This is a genomic window from Anaeroglomus insulsum (assembly GCF_050689095.1).
GTDB classification, from domain to species: domain Bacteria; phylum Planctomycetota; class Phycisphaerae; order Sedimentisphaerales; family Anaerohalosphaeraceae; genus Anaeroglomus; species Anaeroglomus insulsum.
The window spans coordinates 305,499-321,825 of record NZ_JBOGCL010000001.1 but is presented as its reverse complement, the minus strand read 5'-3'; the positions used below and the strand labels follow the sequence as shown (position 1 = coordinate 321,825).

At 54.3% G+C, this 16,327-nt stretch carries 15 protein-coding genes; 4 read left to right on the top strand and 11 right to left on the bottom strand.

Annotation, left to right across the window (positions count from 1 at the left end; genetic code table 11):
* Positions 1–75: 75 nt before the first annotated feature.
* From ACQ9LF_RS01330 to ACQ9LF_RS01320, 3 genes are read left to right on the top strand one after another with little or no spacing between them, the layout of a single operon-like run.
* On the top strand, positions 76–2,454 hold the full coding sequence (locus tag ACQ9LF_RS01330; protein WP_462487557.1) for a glucosamine-6-phosphate deaminase: 2,379 nt from the start codon (positions 76–78) through the stop codon (positions 2,452–2,454).
* Positions 2,455–2,514: 60 nt separating this feature from the next.
* Complete coding sequence (locus tag ACQ9LF_RS01325; protein ID WP_462487556.1) at positions 2,515–3,789, top strand: valine--pyruvate transaminase; 1,275 nt, start codon at positions 2,515–2,517, stop codon at positions 3,787–3,789.
* Entirely contained in the window at positions 3,790–4,314 is a 525-nt protein-coding gene (locus tag ACQ9LF_RS01320) for a class IV adenylate cyclase (RefSeq protein WP_462487555.1), read from the top strand.
* Here ACQ9LF_RS01320 and ACQ9LF_RS01315 read toward each other — a convergent pair.
* Positions 4,304–4,825: an aminoacyl-tRNA deacylase gene (locus tag ACQ9LF_RS01315; RefSeq protein WP_462487554.1), complete on the bottom strand. Its 522-nt coding sequence runs from the start codon at positions 4,823–4,825 to the stop codon at positions 4,304–4,306. The two genes, ACQ9LF_RS01320 and ACQ9LF_RS01315, sit on opposite strands and share 11 nt — an antisense overlap.
* Before the next feature lie 408 nt (positions 4,826–5,233).
* Between ACQ9LF_RS01315 and ACQ9LF_RS01310 the strand changes: the two genes are divergently transcribed.
* Positions 5,234–6,079, top strand: a complete 846-nt coding sequence (locus ACQ9LF_RS01310) for an RluA family pseudouridine synthase (RefSeq protein WP_462487553.1) — start codon at positions 5,234–5,236, stop codon at positions 6,077–6,079.
* A gap of 12 nt (positions 6,080–6,091) precedes the next feature.
* On the opposite strand, the gene ACQ9LF_RS01305 is transcribed toward ACQ9LF_RS01310, so the two are convergent.
* The 10 genes from ACQ9LF_RS01305 to pilM form a co-directional block, all read right to left on the bottom strand.
* Positions 6,092–7,078, bottom strand: a complete 987-nt coding sequence (locus ACQ9LF_RS01305; protein WP_462487552.1) for a M48 family metallopeptidase — start codon at positions 7,076–7,078, stop codon at positions 6,092–6,094.
* Positions 7,079–7,436: 358 nt separating this feature from the next.
* Positions 7,437–7,949 carry a PilW family protein gene (locus ACQ9LF_RS01300; RefSeq protein ID WP_462487551.1) on the bottom strand — a complete coding sequence of 171 codons (513 nt, stop codon included), beginning with the start codon at positions 7,947–7,949 and terminating at the stop codon, positions 7,437–7,439.
* A gap of 15 nt (positions 7,950–7,964) precedes the next feature.
* The gene (locus tag ACQ9LF_RS01295; protein ID WP_462487550.1) at positions 7,965–8,459 is read right to left on the bottom strand and encodes a type IV pilus modification PilV family protein; all 495 of its coding nucleotides are present in this window, start codon (positions 8,457–8,459) and stop codon (positions 7,965–7,967) included.
* Positions 8,460–8,493: 34 nt separating this feature from the next.
* The gene (locus ACQ9LF_RS01290; RefSeq protein ID WP_462487549.1) at positions 8,494–9,636 is read right to left on the bottom strand and encodes a type II secretion system F family protein; all 1,143 of its coding nucleotides are present in this window, start codon (positions 9,634–9,636) and stop codon (positions 8,494–8,496) included.
* Positions 9,637–9,684: 48 nt separating this feature from the next.
* Entirely contained in the window at positions 9,685–10,791 is a 1,107-nt protein-coding gene (locus ACQ9LF_RS01285) for a type IV pilus twitching motility protein PilT (protein ID WP_462487548.1), read from the bottom strand.
* Between the two features lie 38 nt (positions 10,792–10,829).
* Positions 10,830–12,677, bottom strand: a complete 1,848-nt coding sequence (locus ACQ9LF_RS01280; RefSeq protein WP_462487547.1) for a GspE/PulE family protein — start codon at positions 12,675–12,677, stop codon at positions 10,830–10,832.
* Positions 12,677–13,321, bottom strand: a complete 645-nt coding sequence (locus ACQ9LF_RS01275; RefSeq protein ID WP_462487546.1) for a hypothetical protein — start codon at positions 13,319–13,321, stop codon at positions 12,677–12,679. The genes ACQ9LF_RS01280 and ACQ9LF_RS01275 overlap by 1 nt, the downstream gene beginning before the upstream one ends.
* Positions 13,322–13,381: 60 nt before the next feature.
* Complete coding sequence (locus tag ACQ9LF_RS01270) at positions 13,382–13,918, bottom strand: type IV pilus inner membrane component PilO (RefSeq protein WP_462487545.1); 537 nt, start codon at positions 13,916–13,918, stop codon at positions 13,382–13,384.
* Positions 13,919–13,960: 42 nt separating this feature from the next.
* Positions 13,961–14,707: a PilN domain-containing protein gene (locus ACQ9LF_RS01265; RefSeq protein ID WP_462487544.1), complete on the bottom strand. Its 747-nt coding sequence runs from the start codon at positions 14,705–14,707 to the stop codon at positions 13,961–13,963.
* Positions 14,708–14,793: 86 nt separating this feature from the next.
* A complete protein-coding gene (pilM, locus tag ACQ9LF_RS01260) occupies positions 14,794–15,771 on the bottom strand; it encodes a pilus assembly protein PilM (RefSeq protein WP_462487543.1) in 978 nt (325 codons plus the stop codon).
* Between the last annotated feature and the right edge of the window lie 556 nt (positions 15,772–16,327).

Genomic DNA, 16,327 nt, shown 5'->3' with positions numbered 1-16,327 from the left:
TCCGCTGGTGCGGGATTGCTGTTTGGAGGGTCGTTTCTGAGAACACAAGGTGTATTGAATACAGGACACAATGACATGGTTCAGGATGTGGTTGATCAAAGCGGGGGTGATTATGGTCTGTCTAAAACGGAACAAATCGCTCTGAAGAGTTCAAAATATGCGGCTATTTATCCGCCCACCGAGAAGATTCCGACGATTGTTGTGGACTGTTTTCCGGCGCTGGGCAAGCTGGCGGCAGTTCGTTTTCTGGAATGGGTCCAGGATCATCCGGGGGGTGTGATTTCGCTGCCGACGGGGAAAACGCCGGAGCATTTCATCAAATGGGTTCAGTATTTTCTGAAGCACTGGGACCTTGCTGCGGTTCAGGCTGAGCTGGAGCGGGTGGGGGTGGATCCGGCCCGTCGTCCTGATATGCGGAGTCTGCATTTTGTCCAGATCGACGAATTTTACCCGATGGAATCGTCGCGGCATAACAGCTTTTATTATTATGTCAATACCTTTTATATTCAGGGGTTCGGTCTGGATCCGGCCAAGGCGCTGCTGATGGATGCGTCGCGGCTGGGACTGGCTGAGGATGAAACCCTGTCGGAGGTCTGGCCCGATGGTCAGGTTGATTTGACGCTGCGGTATCGTCATCCCCGCAACGATCTGGAGCAGAAACAGAAAGCGGTGCTGGAGCGGATTGATGGCTGGTGCATGGAATACGAACGCCGGATTCAGGCGCTGGGGGGGATCGGATTTTTCCTGGGGGGGATCGGTCCGGATGGCCATATTGGTTTTAATATCAGCGGCTCGGATCATTACTCCACGACGCGTCTGTGTCCGATCAACTATGAAACGCAGGCCGCCGCGTCCACCGATCTGGGCGGTATTGAAATTGCTCGCAAGAGCCTGGTGATCACCATCGGGCTGCGTACCATCACGCAGAATCCGGACTGTGTTGCCCTGATTCTGGCGGCTGGGGAGGCGAAGGCCGGCGTGACCGCGGCGGCGATCCAGTCGTCGCCCGATGTGCATATTCCGGCGACGGCCCTGCACGTCTTGCCCTATGCCCGGTTTTATATCACCCAGGGTGCGGCCAAACACCTGATTGAGCGTCAGCTGGTCCGTCTGAAGGCAGCCCCTGTGATTGAGCCGGTGGATAGTGCCAAGATTTTAATTGATCTGGCCGTCGAAAAGCACAAGACCCTGACGGAGCTGACGGAAGCGGATTGTCAGGGTCACCCGAGCGGACGACTGCTGCTGAGCCGTCTGACGGAACCGCTGAAGACCCTGACAGGCCGGATCCGTGAGACCCTGATTGCCAATATTGCAGCGGGTATGGACGTCCAGGACAACAGACGGTTTCTGCATACGGAACCGCATCACGATGACGTGATGCTGGGCTATTTTGCGTCGGTGGTTCGGCATTTTCGCAAGGCCGGGAACACGCATTACTTTATGACTCTGACCAGCGGTTTTACTTCGGTGACGAATGATTTCATGAAAAAACAGCTGGCCAATCTGCGCCGCTGTGTGGAATGGCCGTCTTTTCGCCGGCTGATGACGACGGGTTATTTTCTGCCCAATGATGGTGTGGATCGCAACCGCGACGTCTGGCAGTATCTGGACGGTGTGGCCGCCCGGAGTGAACCCTATAAGATGGAAGGCTGTGCCCGGCGTCTACTGCGCAACCTTGTCGAGATTTACGGTCCGGAGGTGCTGGTTTCTCTGGACAGCCGGCTTGGCAAACTGGAGGCTTATTTCGATGCGGCCTATCCGGGCAAGAAAGATACGCCGGAGATCCAGCGGCTCAAGGGGATGTGCCGTGAATGGGAAGCCGAATGCCTGTGGGGCTATTACGGCTGGAAATGCGACAATGTCCGCCATCTGCGTCTGGGGTTTTATACGGGGGATATTTTTACCCGTGAGCCGCAGATGGATCAGGATGTGCTGCCGATTGTCAAGGCCTTTGAAGACATCCAGCCCGATGTGGTGACGGTGGCATTTGATCCGGAAGGAAGCGGCCCCGATACGCATTATAAAGTACTCCAGGCGATTTCCGAGGCTCTGCGGATTTATGAACGTCAAACCGGCCGCAAGGACATCACCGTGTGGGGGTATCGCAACGTCTGGTACCGGTTTGAACCGTCGGAGGCGAATTGTTATGTGCCGGTCAGTCTGTGCATGCTGAATGTGATGCATGAGGCGTTTCAGAATGCCTTTTTGAGTCAGAAGGATGCCTCGTTCCCCAGCTATGAACACGATGGGCCCTTCTCGGAACTGGCCCAGAAAATTCAGGTCAGCCAGTATCAAACCATCAAGACCTGTCTGGGCCGTGAGTGGTTTTATGACCACCCCAGCGCTCTGATCCGAGCGACACGGGGATTTGTTTTTCTGCGTCAAATGCAGACGGAGGAATTTTATCAGTCCTGCAGAGAATTGAAACAGTCGGTGGAAAGCCATTCCTTTTGACCGGCGGAGGGGTTGGGCACATCAGATGCATTTGAGTTTAATCCGAGGCGCAGTGAGCAGATGAGGCCATTTGAGTATTCCAGCTTTGGTCAAAAAGCACGGACCCTGTCGGGGATTGGGGAATTGATGGAGGATTTGGGGCAGGCGATGAGTGTGCGTCCGGATTTGCTGATGCTCGGCGGCGGCAACCCGGCCCATATTCCGGAAATGGAAAAGGTGTTTCGTGACGCCATGGAAGATATCCTGCGAACGCCGGGGGTGTATGAGCGATGCGTTGGGGATTATGACGGTCCGGGCGGCAATCCGGCGTTTCTGGCCGCGGTGGCTGAGCTGCTGAAAACCCAGTATGGCTGGCCCGTTGGGCCGGACCATATCGCCCTGACGCATGGGAGTCAGTCGGCCTTCTATATCCTGTTCTCGCTGTTTGCCGGTCGATTTTCCGATGGTTCGTTCCGTAAAATCCTGCTGCCGCTGGCTCCGGAATATATTGGTTATGCCGATATCGGCTTTGCCCCGGGACAAAGCCTGTTTACGTCGGTTCGTCCCCGGATGGAATTGCTGGATCATCGACAGTTCAAGTATCATATCGACTTCGATGCGCTGAAGATTGGGCCGGACATTGGGGCCGTGTGTGTGTCGCGTCCGACGAATCCCACGGGCAATGTCTTAACCGATGATGAAATTGCCCGGCTGCGAACGATGACGCGTGCGGCGGGTGTGCCGCTGATTATCGATAATGCCTATGGACTGCCGTTTCCGGGGATATTGTTCGAGCCGGCAACCCTGAGCTGGGATGAGGATGTCATTCTCTGTATGAGCCTGTCCAAGCTGGGACTGCCTGCGGTACGCACGGGTATCGTGGTTGCCAGGCCGGACGTAATTCGGGCCATCCGTGAAACCACGGCGGTGATGAGTCTGGCCCCCGGCAGTATCGGGCCGGCCCTGGCATTGACTCTTATTCAGAGCCGACGGATTATCGAATTGAGCCAAAACGTTATCCGTCCGTTTTATTATCGGCGAATGCAGACTGCTGTGGGGCTGCTGCGGGAGAGCCTGGACGGGATGGATTACTGCATCCATAAACCCGAGGGGGCAATATTCCTGTGGCTGTGGTTTAAGGATTTGCCGGTCTCCAGTGGTGAACTGTATCGGCGGCTCAAGCGTCGCGGGGTACTGGTCCTGTCCGGCCATTATTTCTTTCCCGGTCTGGAGCATGATGACTGGTCCCATAAGCAGCAGTGCATCCGGATGACCTATTCGCAGAACGAGTCGGTCGTGCAGCGGGGTATCGAAATCCTTGCCGATGAAATCAAGGCGATTTATGCGGGGGCGTAAATGGCACATCTGAATGTCGAAATCAAGGCCCGCTGCAGTGAGCCTGAGTCTGTCCGGCGGGTTCTCCGGCAGCATCAGGCGCGTCTGGCAGGTATCGATACGCAAATCGATACGTATTTTAATGTCCCTGAGGGTCGGCTAAAACTGCGGCAAGGGACTATCGAAAATGCCCTGATTTATTATCGCCGCCCCGACCAGACCGGTCCCAAACCGTCGGATGTCTGGCTTTATCCGTGTCCTGAGGGTCAGGCCGTCAAGGAGCTGCTGACGGCGGCACTGGGGGTGAGGGTGGAAGTTGTCAAGCGGCGGGAGATCTATTTTGTCGAGAACGTCAAGTTTCATATCGATCAGGTCGAAGGGCTTGGAAGTTTCGTCGAGATTGAGGCGATTGATTCTGACCTGTCCATCGGGACTGAAAGACTCCGGGCGCAATGTCAGCGGTTCATGGCGTTGTTTGGCATCCGTACCGAAGATCTGCTGGAAGGGTCCTACAGCGATATGCTGGAGCGGTCCGTTAATAAATAAACCCATCCGGCCAGAACGGGTTCAAGACCGGCCAGTCGCTGGCGGGCGGCCACTCATCCGGCAGGCTGAAACTCAGAATCTCCGGCTCAGTCAGGCGGATGTATTCTTCCATGTCCATCCAGACGCTCTTGCGGTGCGAGCCGGCCAGAAAGACGACTTCTTTGTCTTTGGTCAGTGACTTATCCAGCAGGACCGGCAAATCATACGGCTGGCCCAGGGGTGCCTCGGCCCCCAGTTCGGTATCCCGGAACACCGCTTTGAGCTGCTGTTCGTCGGCCAGCTTGACTTCTTTGGCTTTGAGATGATGCTGGAGGGCATATAAATCCACGATACGATCCGCCGGTAAGACACACAAATACAGTTTTTGGTCGGCTTCGATTACCACGGGCTTTGCTACCTGCCGGGGGCTGACGTGTTCGACGCGTGCCAACTGACGTGCCGAATAAACCGGTTTGTGTTCCGTGACCCGATAGGGGGTGCGACGAATATTCAGATATTCCAGGACGCTCATAATCGTACTCCTTTATAAAAGTGGCCGAATTCAGGGCCGGTGGAGGGGTTATAGGGTCTGCAACCTGTTTGCAATGGGATAAAACAGGGGCTTGAAACAGCGGTTTGATGGGGATAATAATGCCATGGAAAAGCCTGAATCTGGGCGATTAAGCTTATGATGTTCGTATCCGGTGTTATGCTCTGGTGTTGCCGGCCTATCGTTTTTGTGACTAAGATAGTGCGCATGTTCCACCTCTTTATATTATTATACGTAAAATGCTCTGTCCGTTTCAAGCAATTTGTCCGGAAGGGATCTGAAGAGGACAGGTTTTTCATTAAACCGGATTCAAAAAAGGGTTTCCCGACTTACGCGATGGACATTTTCGCAATCCGGTGTATAATGCCCTGAGAGAGTGCAGGAGTATTTATGGCTCAAAACGAGATAAAGATTATTCACGAGGATGCGGATAAGCTATTGATCAATAAGCCCGCCGGGGTTTCTGTGACTGCAGACCGCAGTGGTGCGGCGGATATTCGGCAACTTTTGTCGCGTCAGGCCGGCAGGGACCTGAATTTGCGTCTGGTTCACCGTCTGGATAAAGACACCTCCGGCGTGATGCTGCTGGCCAAGACCCTGGCGGCGCAGAGTTTTTACAGCCGCTGTTTTGCCAAGCATCAGGCCCGGAAGGTCTATGTTGCGATCATTCGTGGACAACTGCCGCGAGAGCAAGGATTTATCACTGCCCCGATTTGCAAAAGCGATAAGATTCAAACGGTTCGGATCGATTCCTGGCGAGGAAAAAAGGCCAAAACGTATTATCGGGTGCTGCTTCCGATGGGTTCGCTGACCCTGATTGCAGCGATGCCGATTACCGGGCGGACCCATCAAATCCGTATCCATCTTGCTCATAAGGGATTTCCTCTGGCCATTGACCCGCTCTATGCAGACAGTGCTCCCCTGTATCTATCATCATTCAAATCTAACTATAAATTGTCCAAATATCAGGAAGAACCGCCGCTCATTGACCGTCTGACCCTGCATGCCTATCAATTAATGATTCCGGGCGGACCGGAGAAGCCGATGGAGACGTTTGTTGCTTCGCTGGATAAGAAATTTGCTGCGACGGTCAAAATGCTTGCCAAATATACTGCCTGTTGCCCTCAGAAACCGGATATTCCGGAGTCAGTACGAGCAATTATTCAGGGGTTGGCCATTCCCCTGGATTTTAGCGACAAAGGGATTGACCTGCGCGAGGATGAGGACCTGGTTTGATTCAGGAGCAGCTTAGTTGCCTTTTGCAGGACCGAAGATGATTTCTTTCCAGCTTCCTGTGGCTTGGGGAGTCTGGGGTTTTGGGGTGGTGATCTCTGAAGCGGCGGTGGATTGGGCTGTTGTCCTGGGTGAAGTTGAGTTTGCGGCCGCTGCTGCCGGCGTGGGCTGGGCTGCCTTGCTTGGGTTCACTTTGTAATACGACATCGCTTCGGGCATGTAGTTTTTGAGGTTGTTGATGCGGGTCTGGTCGGCGGGGTGGGTGCTTAGCAGTTCCGGGGGTTTTTGGGCTGCGTTGCCCTGGTTTGCCATGCGTTCCCAGAAGCTCACGGCAGCCTGGGGGTCGTAACCGGCCATAGCCATAAAAATCAATCCCAGCCGGTCGGCTTCATTTTCCTGCAGGCGGCTGTAAGGGAGTAAATAGCCCACATTGGCGCCGATGCCGTAGGACTTCATAAACAATTCCTGCGTTGCGGCCGGACGGGAGGCAAGGGCTTCGCTCAGGGCGATGCCGCCCATCTCAATCAGAAGCCCCTGGCTCATTCGTTCTCCGCCGTGCCGGGCGATTGCATGGGCGATTTCATGGCCCATTACCACGGCCAGGCCTGTCTCATCCTGGGTCACAGGCAGGATGCCTGTGTACACGACGACTTTGCCGCCGGGCATACACCAGGCATTGATTTCGTCGCTTTCGACGAGGTTGAATTCCCAGTTGTAGCCTTTGACCCGATCCGCCATCCCGTTGGCATTGCAGTAGGTTTCGACGGCACTGGCGATCCGCGTGCCGACTTTTTGAACCAGAGAGGTCTGCTGGGCGTTGGTGCTTTTCTTATTTTCCGATAAGAATTGACTGTATTCGGTGGCAGCCATGCTGTTGAGTGTCGCATCCGGAACAATATTGAACTGTTTTCGTCCCGTAATCGCGACATCGGAGCATGAGATAGAAAAACTGGATATAAAAGCCATTATTATTATAATAATGACGTTATTTAGCGTTTTCATACAGCATCCTTTCCGTGATGGCTCCTGCTATATCATACGACCCAATCCTGTTGTTGGTTTCAGAGAATACCCTTCCAACATAGCTGGCAGGGGCCGTGAAGTCCAGAGAAAAATGGAGACGCGAATGGCTGCGGCCAGGGGGGGTAATCCTGACATCCAGGGTCAGGAGTGATCAGGCCGACGCGATGAGGGGTTAAGGGTTCCTCTAAAAATTCATTTTGGCGGACAAACGACTCTTTTTGTTGCCGGCGGTGTCAGACAAAAGCCGCTTTATTATCCAAATCAAGCTAATTTGTCTTCCTTGCCGGCGAACAAAAATCTTCTGTTTACCGCTCAAAAGCAATTTTTAGAGCCACCCTTAATTCAAATTTCTGCGAACGACAGCAGCGGCGGCCAGGGTCTGGCTGACTCTGGCGTGGTCGTCTTCCACGGACAGCAGGATGCGCACATTGCGGACGGCTGCGGGATTGCTGGGGACCAGGGCCCGGTTGAATGTGACGCCAGTGACATTGCGGCACAGGGCATAGCTGTTGCCGCTGGTATTATCGTCCAGATACAGTATTTTCTCATCGGGACTATAGCGGTAGGTAATATTGCGTCCGTCCGAGGCAATCAGACTGCATCGGGTATTGTCGGGGTCTCCGCCGGCACCGATGACCGCCACACCCTGGGCGGTTCTCAGTTCGGTGGTAATCCGCAGGAGGGCGGCCCGGGCCGTATTCATGGTCTTGGAAATGCCTTCATTGACCTGGAAATTTGTTACCGATGCGTCAAACGCTACGGCCACTGCCGTCATCAGCATTGCCAGGATGACCAGTGCCATCAGCATTTCAACGATGGTGAAACCTGTTTTTGGATGCGTTGTATTCATGGGACAGCCTCTGGGTTAATAGCGAGCACGAATCCAGCTTGCTGAACTGATGGTTTGCCCGTTTTTGGTGATGGTTACGGTTACGCGGTACAAGTCCGTACTATGATTGGCAACCGCCTGGGTCAGATTGGCGGGGCTGACATTCTGCACGGTAACCTGCTGTGTAAAGGCCGAAAATTCCGGCATGGCGGTGCGGCTGACATCAATCGGCGGACTGAAGGATTTGTTATGGAAATCGTCCAGGTCATCATAATTGCCGACGGCGATCTCCCCGCTTTCGGTGCCAAAGGTTGCCGTTCCGCTGGTGGGGTCCACGGCTGGCAGCGGGGCGGTCAGTTCGCGGATTTCCTCGATGAGAAATTCCGCTGTGCTCAAATCCACGCCTGCGGCGTTATACTGGGTGAAGGCTCCGCTGGAGGCGGCCAGTCCCGCCACGGCCAGTCCGATCAGCATGACTGCCAGCAGGGCTTCCAGCAGCGTAAATCCGGTTTTGTATTGCCTTGTATTCATGGTTTACCCTTTCGATGACGAACCAGTGTCCGGCCTATTTGCCTGAGGCCACACTGGACATCTTGAAGATGGGCAGAATAATACTCATTGCAATAAATCCGACCAGGACACCCATGACGACAATCATCAGCGGTTCAATCATGCTGGTGACGGTTTTGATGGTGGTCTTGAGTTCGCGGGCGTAGAACTCGGAAATATCTTTGAGGACTTCGCCCATGGTGCCGGATTCTTCCCCCGACTGAATCATCTGTACGACGTTGCCGGGCATCAGATTATAGGAGCCCAGGCTGGCGGCGATTTTTTTGCCCTGCCGCACGGCTTCATGGACCCCTTTCCACATGGTTTCATAGAGGACATTGCCGGTGATGTGGGCGGTAATCGAAATCGTATCCAGGATTGGCACGCCGGCATTGGTCAATACGCCCATGGTGTGCATGCTTCGGGTGATATAGAGGCTGCGGCAGAGCGTTTTGAGCAGGGGGATACGCAGCTTGGTGCGATCCCACCAGGCTTTTCCGATATTGGTTCGTGAGGTAAAATACCAGAAAGCCAAAATGCATCCGCCGATCGCGGGAAACACGATAAACCAGTAATTTCGCATGCCGCTGCTGGCGGCCATAATGAGCTTGGTGGGGGCGGGCAGGAGGTGTTCCTTGCCGGCAAAGACCACCAGAAACCGCGGCAGCACAAAGGTCAGCAGGAAGGTTACGCAGGTGATCGCCATGACACCAATGATAATGGGATACACCATGGCACTGATGACCTGGCTTCGCGTGTCGGCTTCCTGGTCCAGATATTCGACGAGCTGCTGGAGCATGGAACTGAGTGAACCGGAGATTTCGGCGGCGGCCACCATATTGATATAGAGGTTGCTGAAGACCTCGGGGTGCTGGCTGAGTGCCTGTGAAAAACTTTCGCCGGCCTCAATCCGGTTTTTCAGGTCCATAACAATGACGCGAAATTTGCGTTTCTGGATCTGGGTGCCGATGGATTCGAGGGCGTCCTGCAGACTGATGCCGGCTCGTACCATCACCGCCAGCTGATTGGTAAAGTTCAGAATATCTTTTTTGCTGGGACCAAACTCCAGACTGAAACCGCCCGATTTGTCGGGTTTGCCGGGGCTCTGAGGGGCCGCTGCGGCGGTGTTTTTCGGTGGATTTTTAACGGCTGTTGTCATTGTGTTTCTCCGTTGTGAATCGCTGTGACGGGAATCGTCCCGGTCTGGTTATTCTGCCGTGGCCGCGGCGATTGCCGCATTGGGAACCTGGCCGGGTTTGGGGGGCAGAAGGCGTTCCATCTTGCCGGGATTGCTGGAGCGCAGGATGGCCTCATCACGGTCGATGAATCCGGCCAGATACATCTGCTGGATACTGTAATCCATGGTTTGCATTCCCAGTCGTCGCGAGGTTTCGATGATATTGGGTATTTCATAAATACGGTTTTCACGGATGCAGTTGCGTACTGCCGAGGTGCACAGCATGATTTCCACACAGGGCACCATGCCCGGTTTATCCACCCGTTTAAACAGGGTCTGAGAGATTACGGCCTGCAGGGTATTGGACAGCATGGCCCGAATCTGGTTTTGCTGGCTGGCCGGATAAATATCAATAATACGTTCCACGGTTTGGGAGGCGTTGATGGTGTGCAGGGTGGACAGGACCAGGTGGCCGGTTTCTGCGGCGGTGATGGTCGAACTGGTGGTTTCCAGGTCTCGCATTTCGCCGACGAGGATGACGTCAGGGTCCTGACGCAAGGCGTGCTTGAGGCCGGAGGCAAACGTTGTGCAGTCGGCTCCCACTTCGCGCTGTTCAATCATGCAGGATTTGTTTTCGAGCAGATATTCGATGGGGTCTTCCATGGTGATGATGCGTTTGCGGTACCTGGAGTTGATGACATTAATCATCGCCGCCAGCGAGGTACTTTTTCCTGAGCCGGTGTGTCCGGTTACCAGAATCAGTCCGCGGGGCAGGTCGGTCAGTTCCTTGACAATGGGCGGCAGATGCAGGTCGTCAATGTTGGGAATCTTGCTGGAAATGGCACGGAAGGAAATGGCGATGGTTTCCTTTTGCCAGTGGGCATTGACACGGAAACGGCTGCCGTCGGCCAGCATGGTCGAAAAGTCCAGGTCGCGTTTTTCATCAAAGACTTTCAGTTTGTCGGGACCGACCATATCCAGCACCATTTGTCTGGCCATCTCCTGGGTGACTTCGGGAAGCTCCATCACAATCAGCTCGGTGTTGATGCGCATGATAGGCGGCATATCCACGTTGATATGGACGTCTGAGGCTCCCCGCTGAATGGCGATTGCCAACATGTCTTTGACATCAAACATAATCGTTTCCTGTCTGTATGCTGTGGAATTTACATGGGTTAACTTCTGACGACATCATCGCCGATTTCGCCGGACACTTCGGTGGCCCGCAGGATTTCGTCGATGGTCGTAATGCCTTTTCGGACCTTTTCCAGGCCGTCATCAAACAGCGTCGGCCAGCCGGACGCCAGAAAGGCCCGTCGCATGCTGTTGACCGAGGCATCCTGATTGATGATTTCCCGGAATTTTTCGTCGACTACCAGCAGCTCAAAAATACCAGCACGTCCGGCATAGCCGCTGTTTCGGCACTGGTCGCACCCCTTGCCATGGAACAACTGGGAGGGTTCGATTTTGGCCCTGTCCAGGTACTTTCGGAGGTTTTCCGGCGCCGTATAGGGTTCTTTGCAATGGCTGCAGATTCGCCGCACCAGACGCTGAGCCAGGATGCCGTTGAGGGATGCGGCAATCAGGTACGGTTCGATGCCGATATTGACTAATCGCGAGACGCTGCTGGGGGCATCGTTGGTGTGAAGAGTGGACAGGACCAGATGCCCCGTCAGGGCTGCCTGGACGGCGATGCGTGCGGTCTCGCCGTCGCGGATTTCGCCGATCATGATGATATCCGGGTCCTGCCGCAGCAGACTTCGCAGGGCGGCGGAGAAGGTCATGCCGGTTTTTTCGTTGACCTGAACCTGATTGGTATATTCGAGATTGTATTCCACGGGGTCTTCGACGGTCGAGACGTTCATGGTCTGACTGTCGATCTGGGCCAGCGCCGAATACAGGGTGGTGCTTTTGCCCGAGCCGGTGGGGCCTGTGACCAGCAGAATCCCGTGCGGCAGGTTGATCTGTTCGAGGAATGCCTCCAGGACGCGGGGTTCCATTCCGCTTTTGTCCAGGCCCAGCATAATGCTCTTGCTGTCCAGCAGACGCACGACGACTTTTTCGCCATGGCTGCAGGGCAGCACGGAGACACGCAGGTCGACGTTGCGTCCTCCCATAATCACGGCAATCTTGCCGTCCTGAGGGATGCGCCGCTCGGAAATGTCCAGATTGGCCATAATTTTCAGACGCGAGACAATGGCCGGATGCATTTTGGCAGGAGCCTGCTGGGAATCAAACAGGACCCCGTCGATACGGTAGCGAATTTTGGTGTATTTTTCCTTGGGTTCGATATGAATGTCGCTGGCACCTTCGCGCAGGGCGTTGGTCAGCAGGTAATTGACAAACTTGATGACGGGGGATTCGCCGGCACTTTTTTCCAGGTCTTCGGCACTGCCTTCGTCGATATCCTGGACGACTTCGATATCTCCCATGTCGCCCATGATTTCGTCGACGTTGTAATTGAATTTGGATTCGTCGAATTTATCGCAGACAGCCAGGATGTCTTCCGAGCTGCAGACGACGACATCCACCGGCATTCCGACGTGGCGTTTGACATCATCGATGCCGAATACATTGGAGGGGTCGCTGGTTCCGACCACCAGAACGCCGTCCCGAACGGCAAACGGCAGCACGAGATTGGTGCGGATATAATTCAGATCCAGCTTGTCAAACGCCGCCTTGTCCACATCGTTGGGGCTGATTTTCTGGAACTCAAAGCCGTACAGACGAGCTTTGGCCCGAAGCACATCCTCTTTGCTGATACCCAGCTTCTGGAGATGTTTTTCGAGGTCAACGTGCCCGCGCTGCTGTTCGGTTCGCAGGCTTTCCAGCTGCTCGGCACTGAGAATCTGTTCTTCGGCCAGAACATCCGCAATATCCCGCACATGGGTTTTGATGGTGGATGCGGGGGAATACAGATTGCGCAGGCCCGGAGCCAGTTCGGTCTGCCCGGCCTGCAAGTCCATCACCGCGGCGAGGTCTTCGCCCCGCCGGTCCTGTTTTTTTCCGAATAGCCTTCGCATTAATTCATCTTCAATTCCACGCGTGCTCCATCGCGTTCCAGGGTTACGGATTGTTTGCCGATCTCGGCTACCTTGAAGCCATTGATTTCATCGCCGGCGTACAGTACCTTGTCGTTAATCATACAGCAGGCCCCGCGGGGGGAAGCGGTGATGCTCCACAGCTCCAGGCCGGCGGCCTGTTTGCGGGCCTGTTCCATCAGGATCTGCATCTGCGTGCGGTTGTCCAGATTGATTTCCCCGGCGGTCATTTCCCGTGTAAAGGGATTTTTTTTGAGGTCCTTGACATCAATCTGTCCGACTTCGGAGAGGTGATTGAGCCGGCCGGTTACGTTTTTCATTTCCTTGTTGACTTCGTTTTGCATCCCCGAAAGCTGGGCGATGGCCGACTCGATTTCCAGCTGTTCATCTTTCTGCTGGGCTGCTGCGGCCTGGGAAGGTGTTGCCTTTTTGACCATCAGCAGTACGCTGAGTCCGCCGACGGCAAACAGGGCGATCAGCAGGATGGTGCTTTGTTTGAGTTTTTTGCTGTGTCCGGAAACCGTCAGGTAATCTTCCTGCCGCGTTACGGAGCCTTCGGTGCCTTCTGCCGGGTTCATCTCTGCGGATGCCGGGAGGGTCTGGCCGTCTTTAAGAAACGAAAGCATAATCGGTCCTTTCAACGTTTCATACGTGCCGTTTGCGATTTCAGTCGCTTGCAGCCGAGGTTAATTCTTGGAATCCATAAAGAAAATGCTCATCACAAACGTGGCTTCTGTCTGGCCTTCAAACTGGGACTTTTTCTTGAGGGTCAGTTCGCGAATCTTGGTGATGCGGTCCAGCCGCTCCAGTTCCAGCATGAATGCATAATAGGAATTGAAATCGCCGTGCAGCTCCATTTTGAGGGGCTGCTCGATATATCCGTTTTTATTGGTTGGTTTGAGGGTACTGATGGTTTTGGGGGTCAGTCCGTTCTTCTGGGCAATGAGGGTTACGTTTTCCAGCACGGTGTGAATCTCGCTTTTGGGAGGCAGTTTGCTTTCAAAGACCTGGATTGCTTCTTCCACCCGCTTGAGCTGGGCGTGCAGGTCGCTGGCGGTATTCTTGGCCCGCTCCAGTTCCATCAGCTTGGCCTGTTTCTGTTCCACCATTGTGCGTTCCTGAGCCAGTGCCGCATTGGCCGGCTTGATCATATAGGCCCAGGAGATATACGCCATCGCGATAATCAGGGCAAAAAAGATGATATGTCGAATTCCACTGGTCATGGGTCTGATCCTTTATATTAAATACCTGTCCGGTCGAGGGGTTTATATCATTTCATCCCGTTTCTTGCGAATCTGGGCAATGTCTTCCTTGGTCAAGGTCAGGTTGGGTTTGAGCGAGGAGCGAAGTCGGAACTGGCGGAATTTGACACCGTCGATGTCCTGTTCTTTGGATTGAACCAGTTCCACATTATCCAGCAGAATCGATCCGCTGAGGTTGGCGATAAAGGAGGCCACCTCAATGTCGCTGGGGGCGATGCCTTCGATTTCAAGATTGGTCTGGAGTACCGTTTTGGTTTCGGGCGCTGCCGCTTTCTGGTTCTTGGCTGCAGCGGCCTGATACTGGGTGGTTTTGGCGGCAGTCTTGGACGCTGTCGCTGCTGCAGTGGGAGCCGGTTTGGCTGTGGGGGCCGCCAGGACCTTGTTTTCCTTTTCGACTAACTGCATTTCCAGCAGCGAGACGCCCGAGGGTAAATTGTTGGTCAGGCATGCCAGGATGACGCTGCGGGGAACCGGCTCCAGCAGTTCAGCGGTCATAACCATGCTTTTCATCATGGTCTTGCCCTTGGTCTTGAGTTCTTCCAGCTGGGCAATCTGCTCCCTGGCTTCCATCATCTTGGCATTGACGGCCGCCAGTTCCCGTCCGACGACGCTTTGCCGCATCTTGATCACCGAAAACGTGACGCCGATGCCTCCCAGAAGTGCCGCCAACAGGGTCAGATACATCAGGTTTGCCCGGCTGGATTGCCGCTGCTGAATATAATCGTTCGGTACAAAATTAATCGTTGCCATAGGTTTTACCTCGTACGCATAGTTGCGTTATATATAGGAACCATCCAATCTCCACGAACAGCCACGTGATACGGATTGTCCGGTACTCAATTTTTGCCCGCTCCTTCCAGACTCAGCCCGAATGCCGTGGCCCAGTCCACATTGACATTTCGCCGATCCACCATGCAGTCCGAATCCGGGTTGACATCAATGGCCGACAGGACATCGCCGACCTGTGCAGGAATCTGCATTTTCTGGGCCAGATCCGCCATTTTGTCACAGATGCTTTTATCCACATTGCGTCCTGCCAGCAACAGCAGTCGTTCAATCGGAACCTTGCCGGCAATGGTTTCGAAATACCGGCAGCATGCGTCGATTTCAGCAATCAGCCGCTGCACCATCTGTCCCTGGCTGAGGTGGATGTAACCGGTTGGAATGACCCGGGCAAACAGCAGATCGCCGCCGCGGCCAATGACCACGTTGCAATGCCGTGTCCCGATATCCATCAGAATCACCGTGCGGTCCTGTTCATTCTTGCGCCGACAGAAAAACCGCCGATAGCTGTTGATCAGGGCGATTGGCCAGACGCTCATCCCGCCGATTTCCAGTCCCGCCTTTTCATAGATCGCCAGATGACGATTGACTTTTTCACGCTGGGCAGCCATCACAATCACATCCACTTCGCCCCCTTTGGCCTGGCCTGTCTCTGCCGGCACCGAGACGATGATTGCTTCGGTGGGGGCAAAGGGCAGTTTTTTCTGCATTCGCGATGCGACGGCCTCGTCCAGCTTGTCCATCACGCCACGCGGGACCTTGATCTGGTCGATGAACAGGTCATCCGATGGCAGGGCGGTGATAATGCTTTTGCCCTTGAATCCTCCCGTTTTGAGCAGGTCGCGAATTGCGTCAATGGCCCATCGCTGCCAGGCGGGACTTTGCGGCTCAATATCCTGAGGCCGCGCAGCAATCGCGGCCGCATGCAAATACGGCCCGCGTCCATTGAATCCGATTTGTGCCATGCGTAAAAAGCTGCTGCCTAAATCCACACCAATCGGACAAATATGTCTTCCGAACCAGTTAAACATAGCAATCCATTTTATTGTCTTACGTTAAGTACCTCTGCCCGGCGGCACGTGAGCGGATTGCTCTTTGTGTCGCACGGTTTGGTTTTATACCTTGTCCCTGTTCTGTTCGTCAGGATATCCGCCTGACATAACCAAACTTGGCGGGTCTTGTTCCGACACGCTGAAATTCCGGTACCTATAAAATCTAAGAAACAAAATTTCGCCCGCCAACCCGGCCTGGAGTTTATCCGGGGCCAATCGAAGGTCTTATAACAACCAAGCTATTCCGTATGAAAACCGATTCTTTGCAGGTGGCAGTGACTATGAGCAGTCTGGATGTGCAAGCCGGCCCAGCGATGAAAAGCCAGACTTGCATAAAATCTGTCTGCCCCCGATTCCCGAAAAAGAGACTCCGTTCTGTCAGCAGGGTCCGATAATGGCTGTTTGCCGGCTCTTTCCAAACCCGACAAAAGCAGGTTTTTTTATACCAGGCGTATGATTAATGTTGGATAAAGGGCTATGTATCTCTGAAATGGGTGGGTTTTCAGACACAACACGGCGGGTGTGAGAAGGGATT

Bases quoted from the DNA above. Each gene is read 5' to 3' on its own strand.
- ACQ9LF_RS01330 (WP_462487557.1), top strand. From the start codon at position 76: ATGGTTCAGGATGTGGTTGATCAAAGCGGGGGTGATTATGGTCTGTCT.
- ACQ9LF_RS01325 (WP_462487556.1), top strand. From the start codon at position 2,515: ATGAGGCCATTTGAGTATTCCAGCTTTGGTCAAAAAGCACGGACCCTG.
- ACQ9LF_RS01320 (WP_462487555.1), top strand. From the start codon at position 3,790: ATGGCACATCTGAATGTCGAAATCAAGGCCCGCTGCAGTGAGCCTGAG.
- ACQ9LF_RS01315 (WP_462487554.1), bottom strand. From the start codon at position 4,825: ATGAGCGTCCTGGAATATCTGAATATTCGTCGCACCCCCTATCGGGTC.
- ACQ9LF_RS01310 (WP_462487553.1), top strand. From the start codon at position 5,234: ATGGCTCAAAACGAGATAAAGATTATTCACGAGGATGCGGATAAGCTA.
- ACQ9LF_RS01305 (WP_462487552.1), bottom strand. From the start codon at position 7,078: ATGAAAACGCTAAATAACGTCATTATTATAATAATAATGGCTTTTATA.
- ACQ9LF_RS01300 (WP_462487551.1), bottom strand. From the start codon at position 7,949: ATGAATACAACGCATCCAAAAACAGGTTTCACCATCGTTGAAATGCTG.
- ACQ9LF_RS01295 (WP_462487550.1), bottom strand. From the start codon at position 8,459: ATGAATACAAGGCAATACAAAACCGGATTTACGCTGCTGGAAGCCCTG.
- ACQ9LF_RS01290 (WP_462487549.1), bottom strand. From the start codon at position 9,636: ATGACAACAGCCGTTAAAAATCCACCGAAAAACACCGCCGCAGCGGCC.
- ACQ9LF_RS01285 (WP_462487548.1), bottom strand. From the start codon at position 10,791: ATGTTTGATGTCAAAGACATGTTGGCAATCGCCATTCAGCGGGGAGCC.
- ACQ9LF_RS01280 (WP_462487547.1), bottom strand. From the start codon at position 12,677: ATGCGAAGGCTATTCGGAAAAAAACAGGACCGGCGGGGCGAAGACCTC.
- ACQ9LF_RS01275 (WP_462487546.1), bottom strand. From the start codon at position 13,321: ATGCTTTCGTTTCTTAAAGACGGCCAGACCCTCCCGGCATCCGCAGAG.
- ACQ9LF_RS01270 (WP_462487545.1), bottom strand. From the start codon at position 13,918: ATGACCAGTGGAATTCGACATATCATCTTTTTTGCCCTGATTATCGCG.
- ACQ9LF_RS01265 (WP_462487544.1), bottom strand. From the start codon at position 14,707: ATGGCAACGATTAATTTTGTACCGAACGATTATATTCAGCAGCGGCAA.
- pilM (WP_462487543.1), bottom strand. From the start codon at position 15,771: ATGTTTAACTGGTTCGGAAGACATATTTGTCCGATTGGTGTGGATTTA.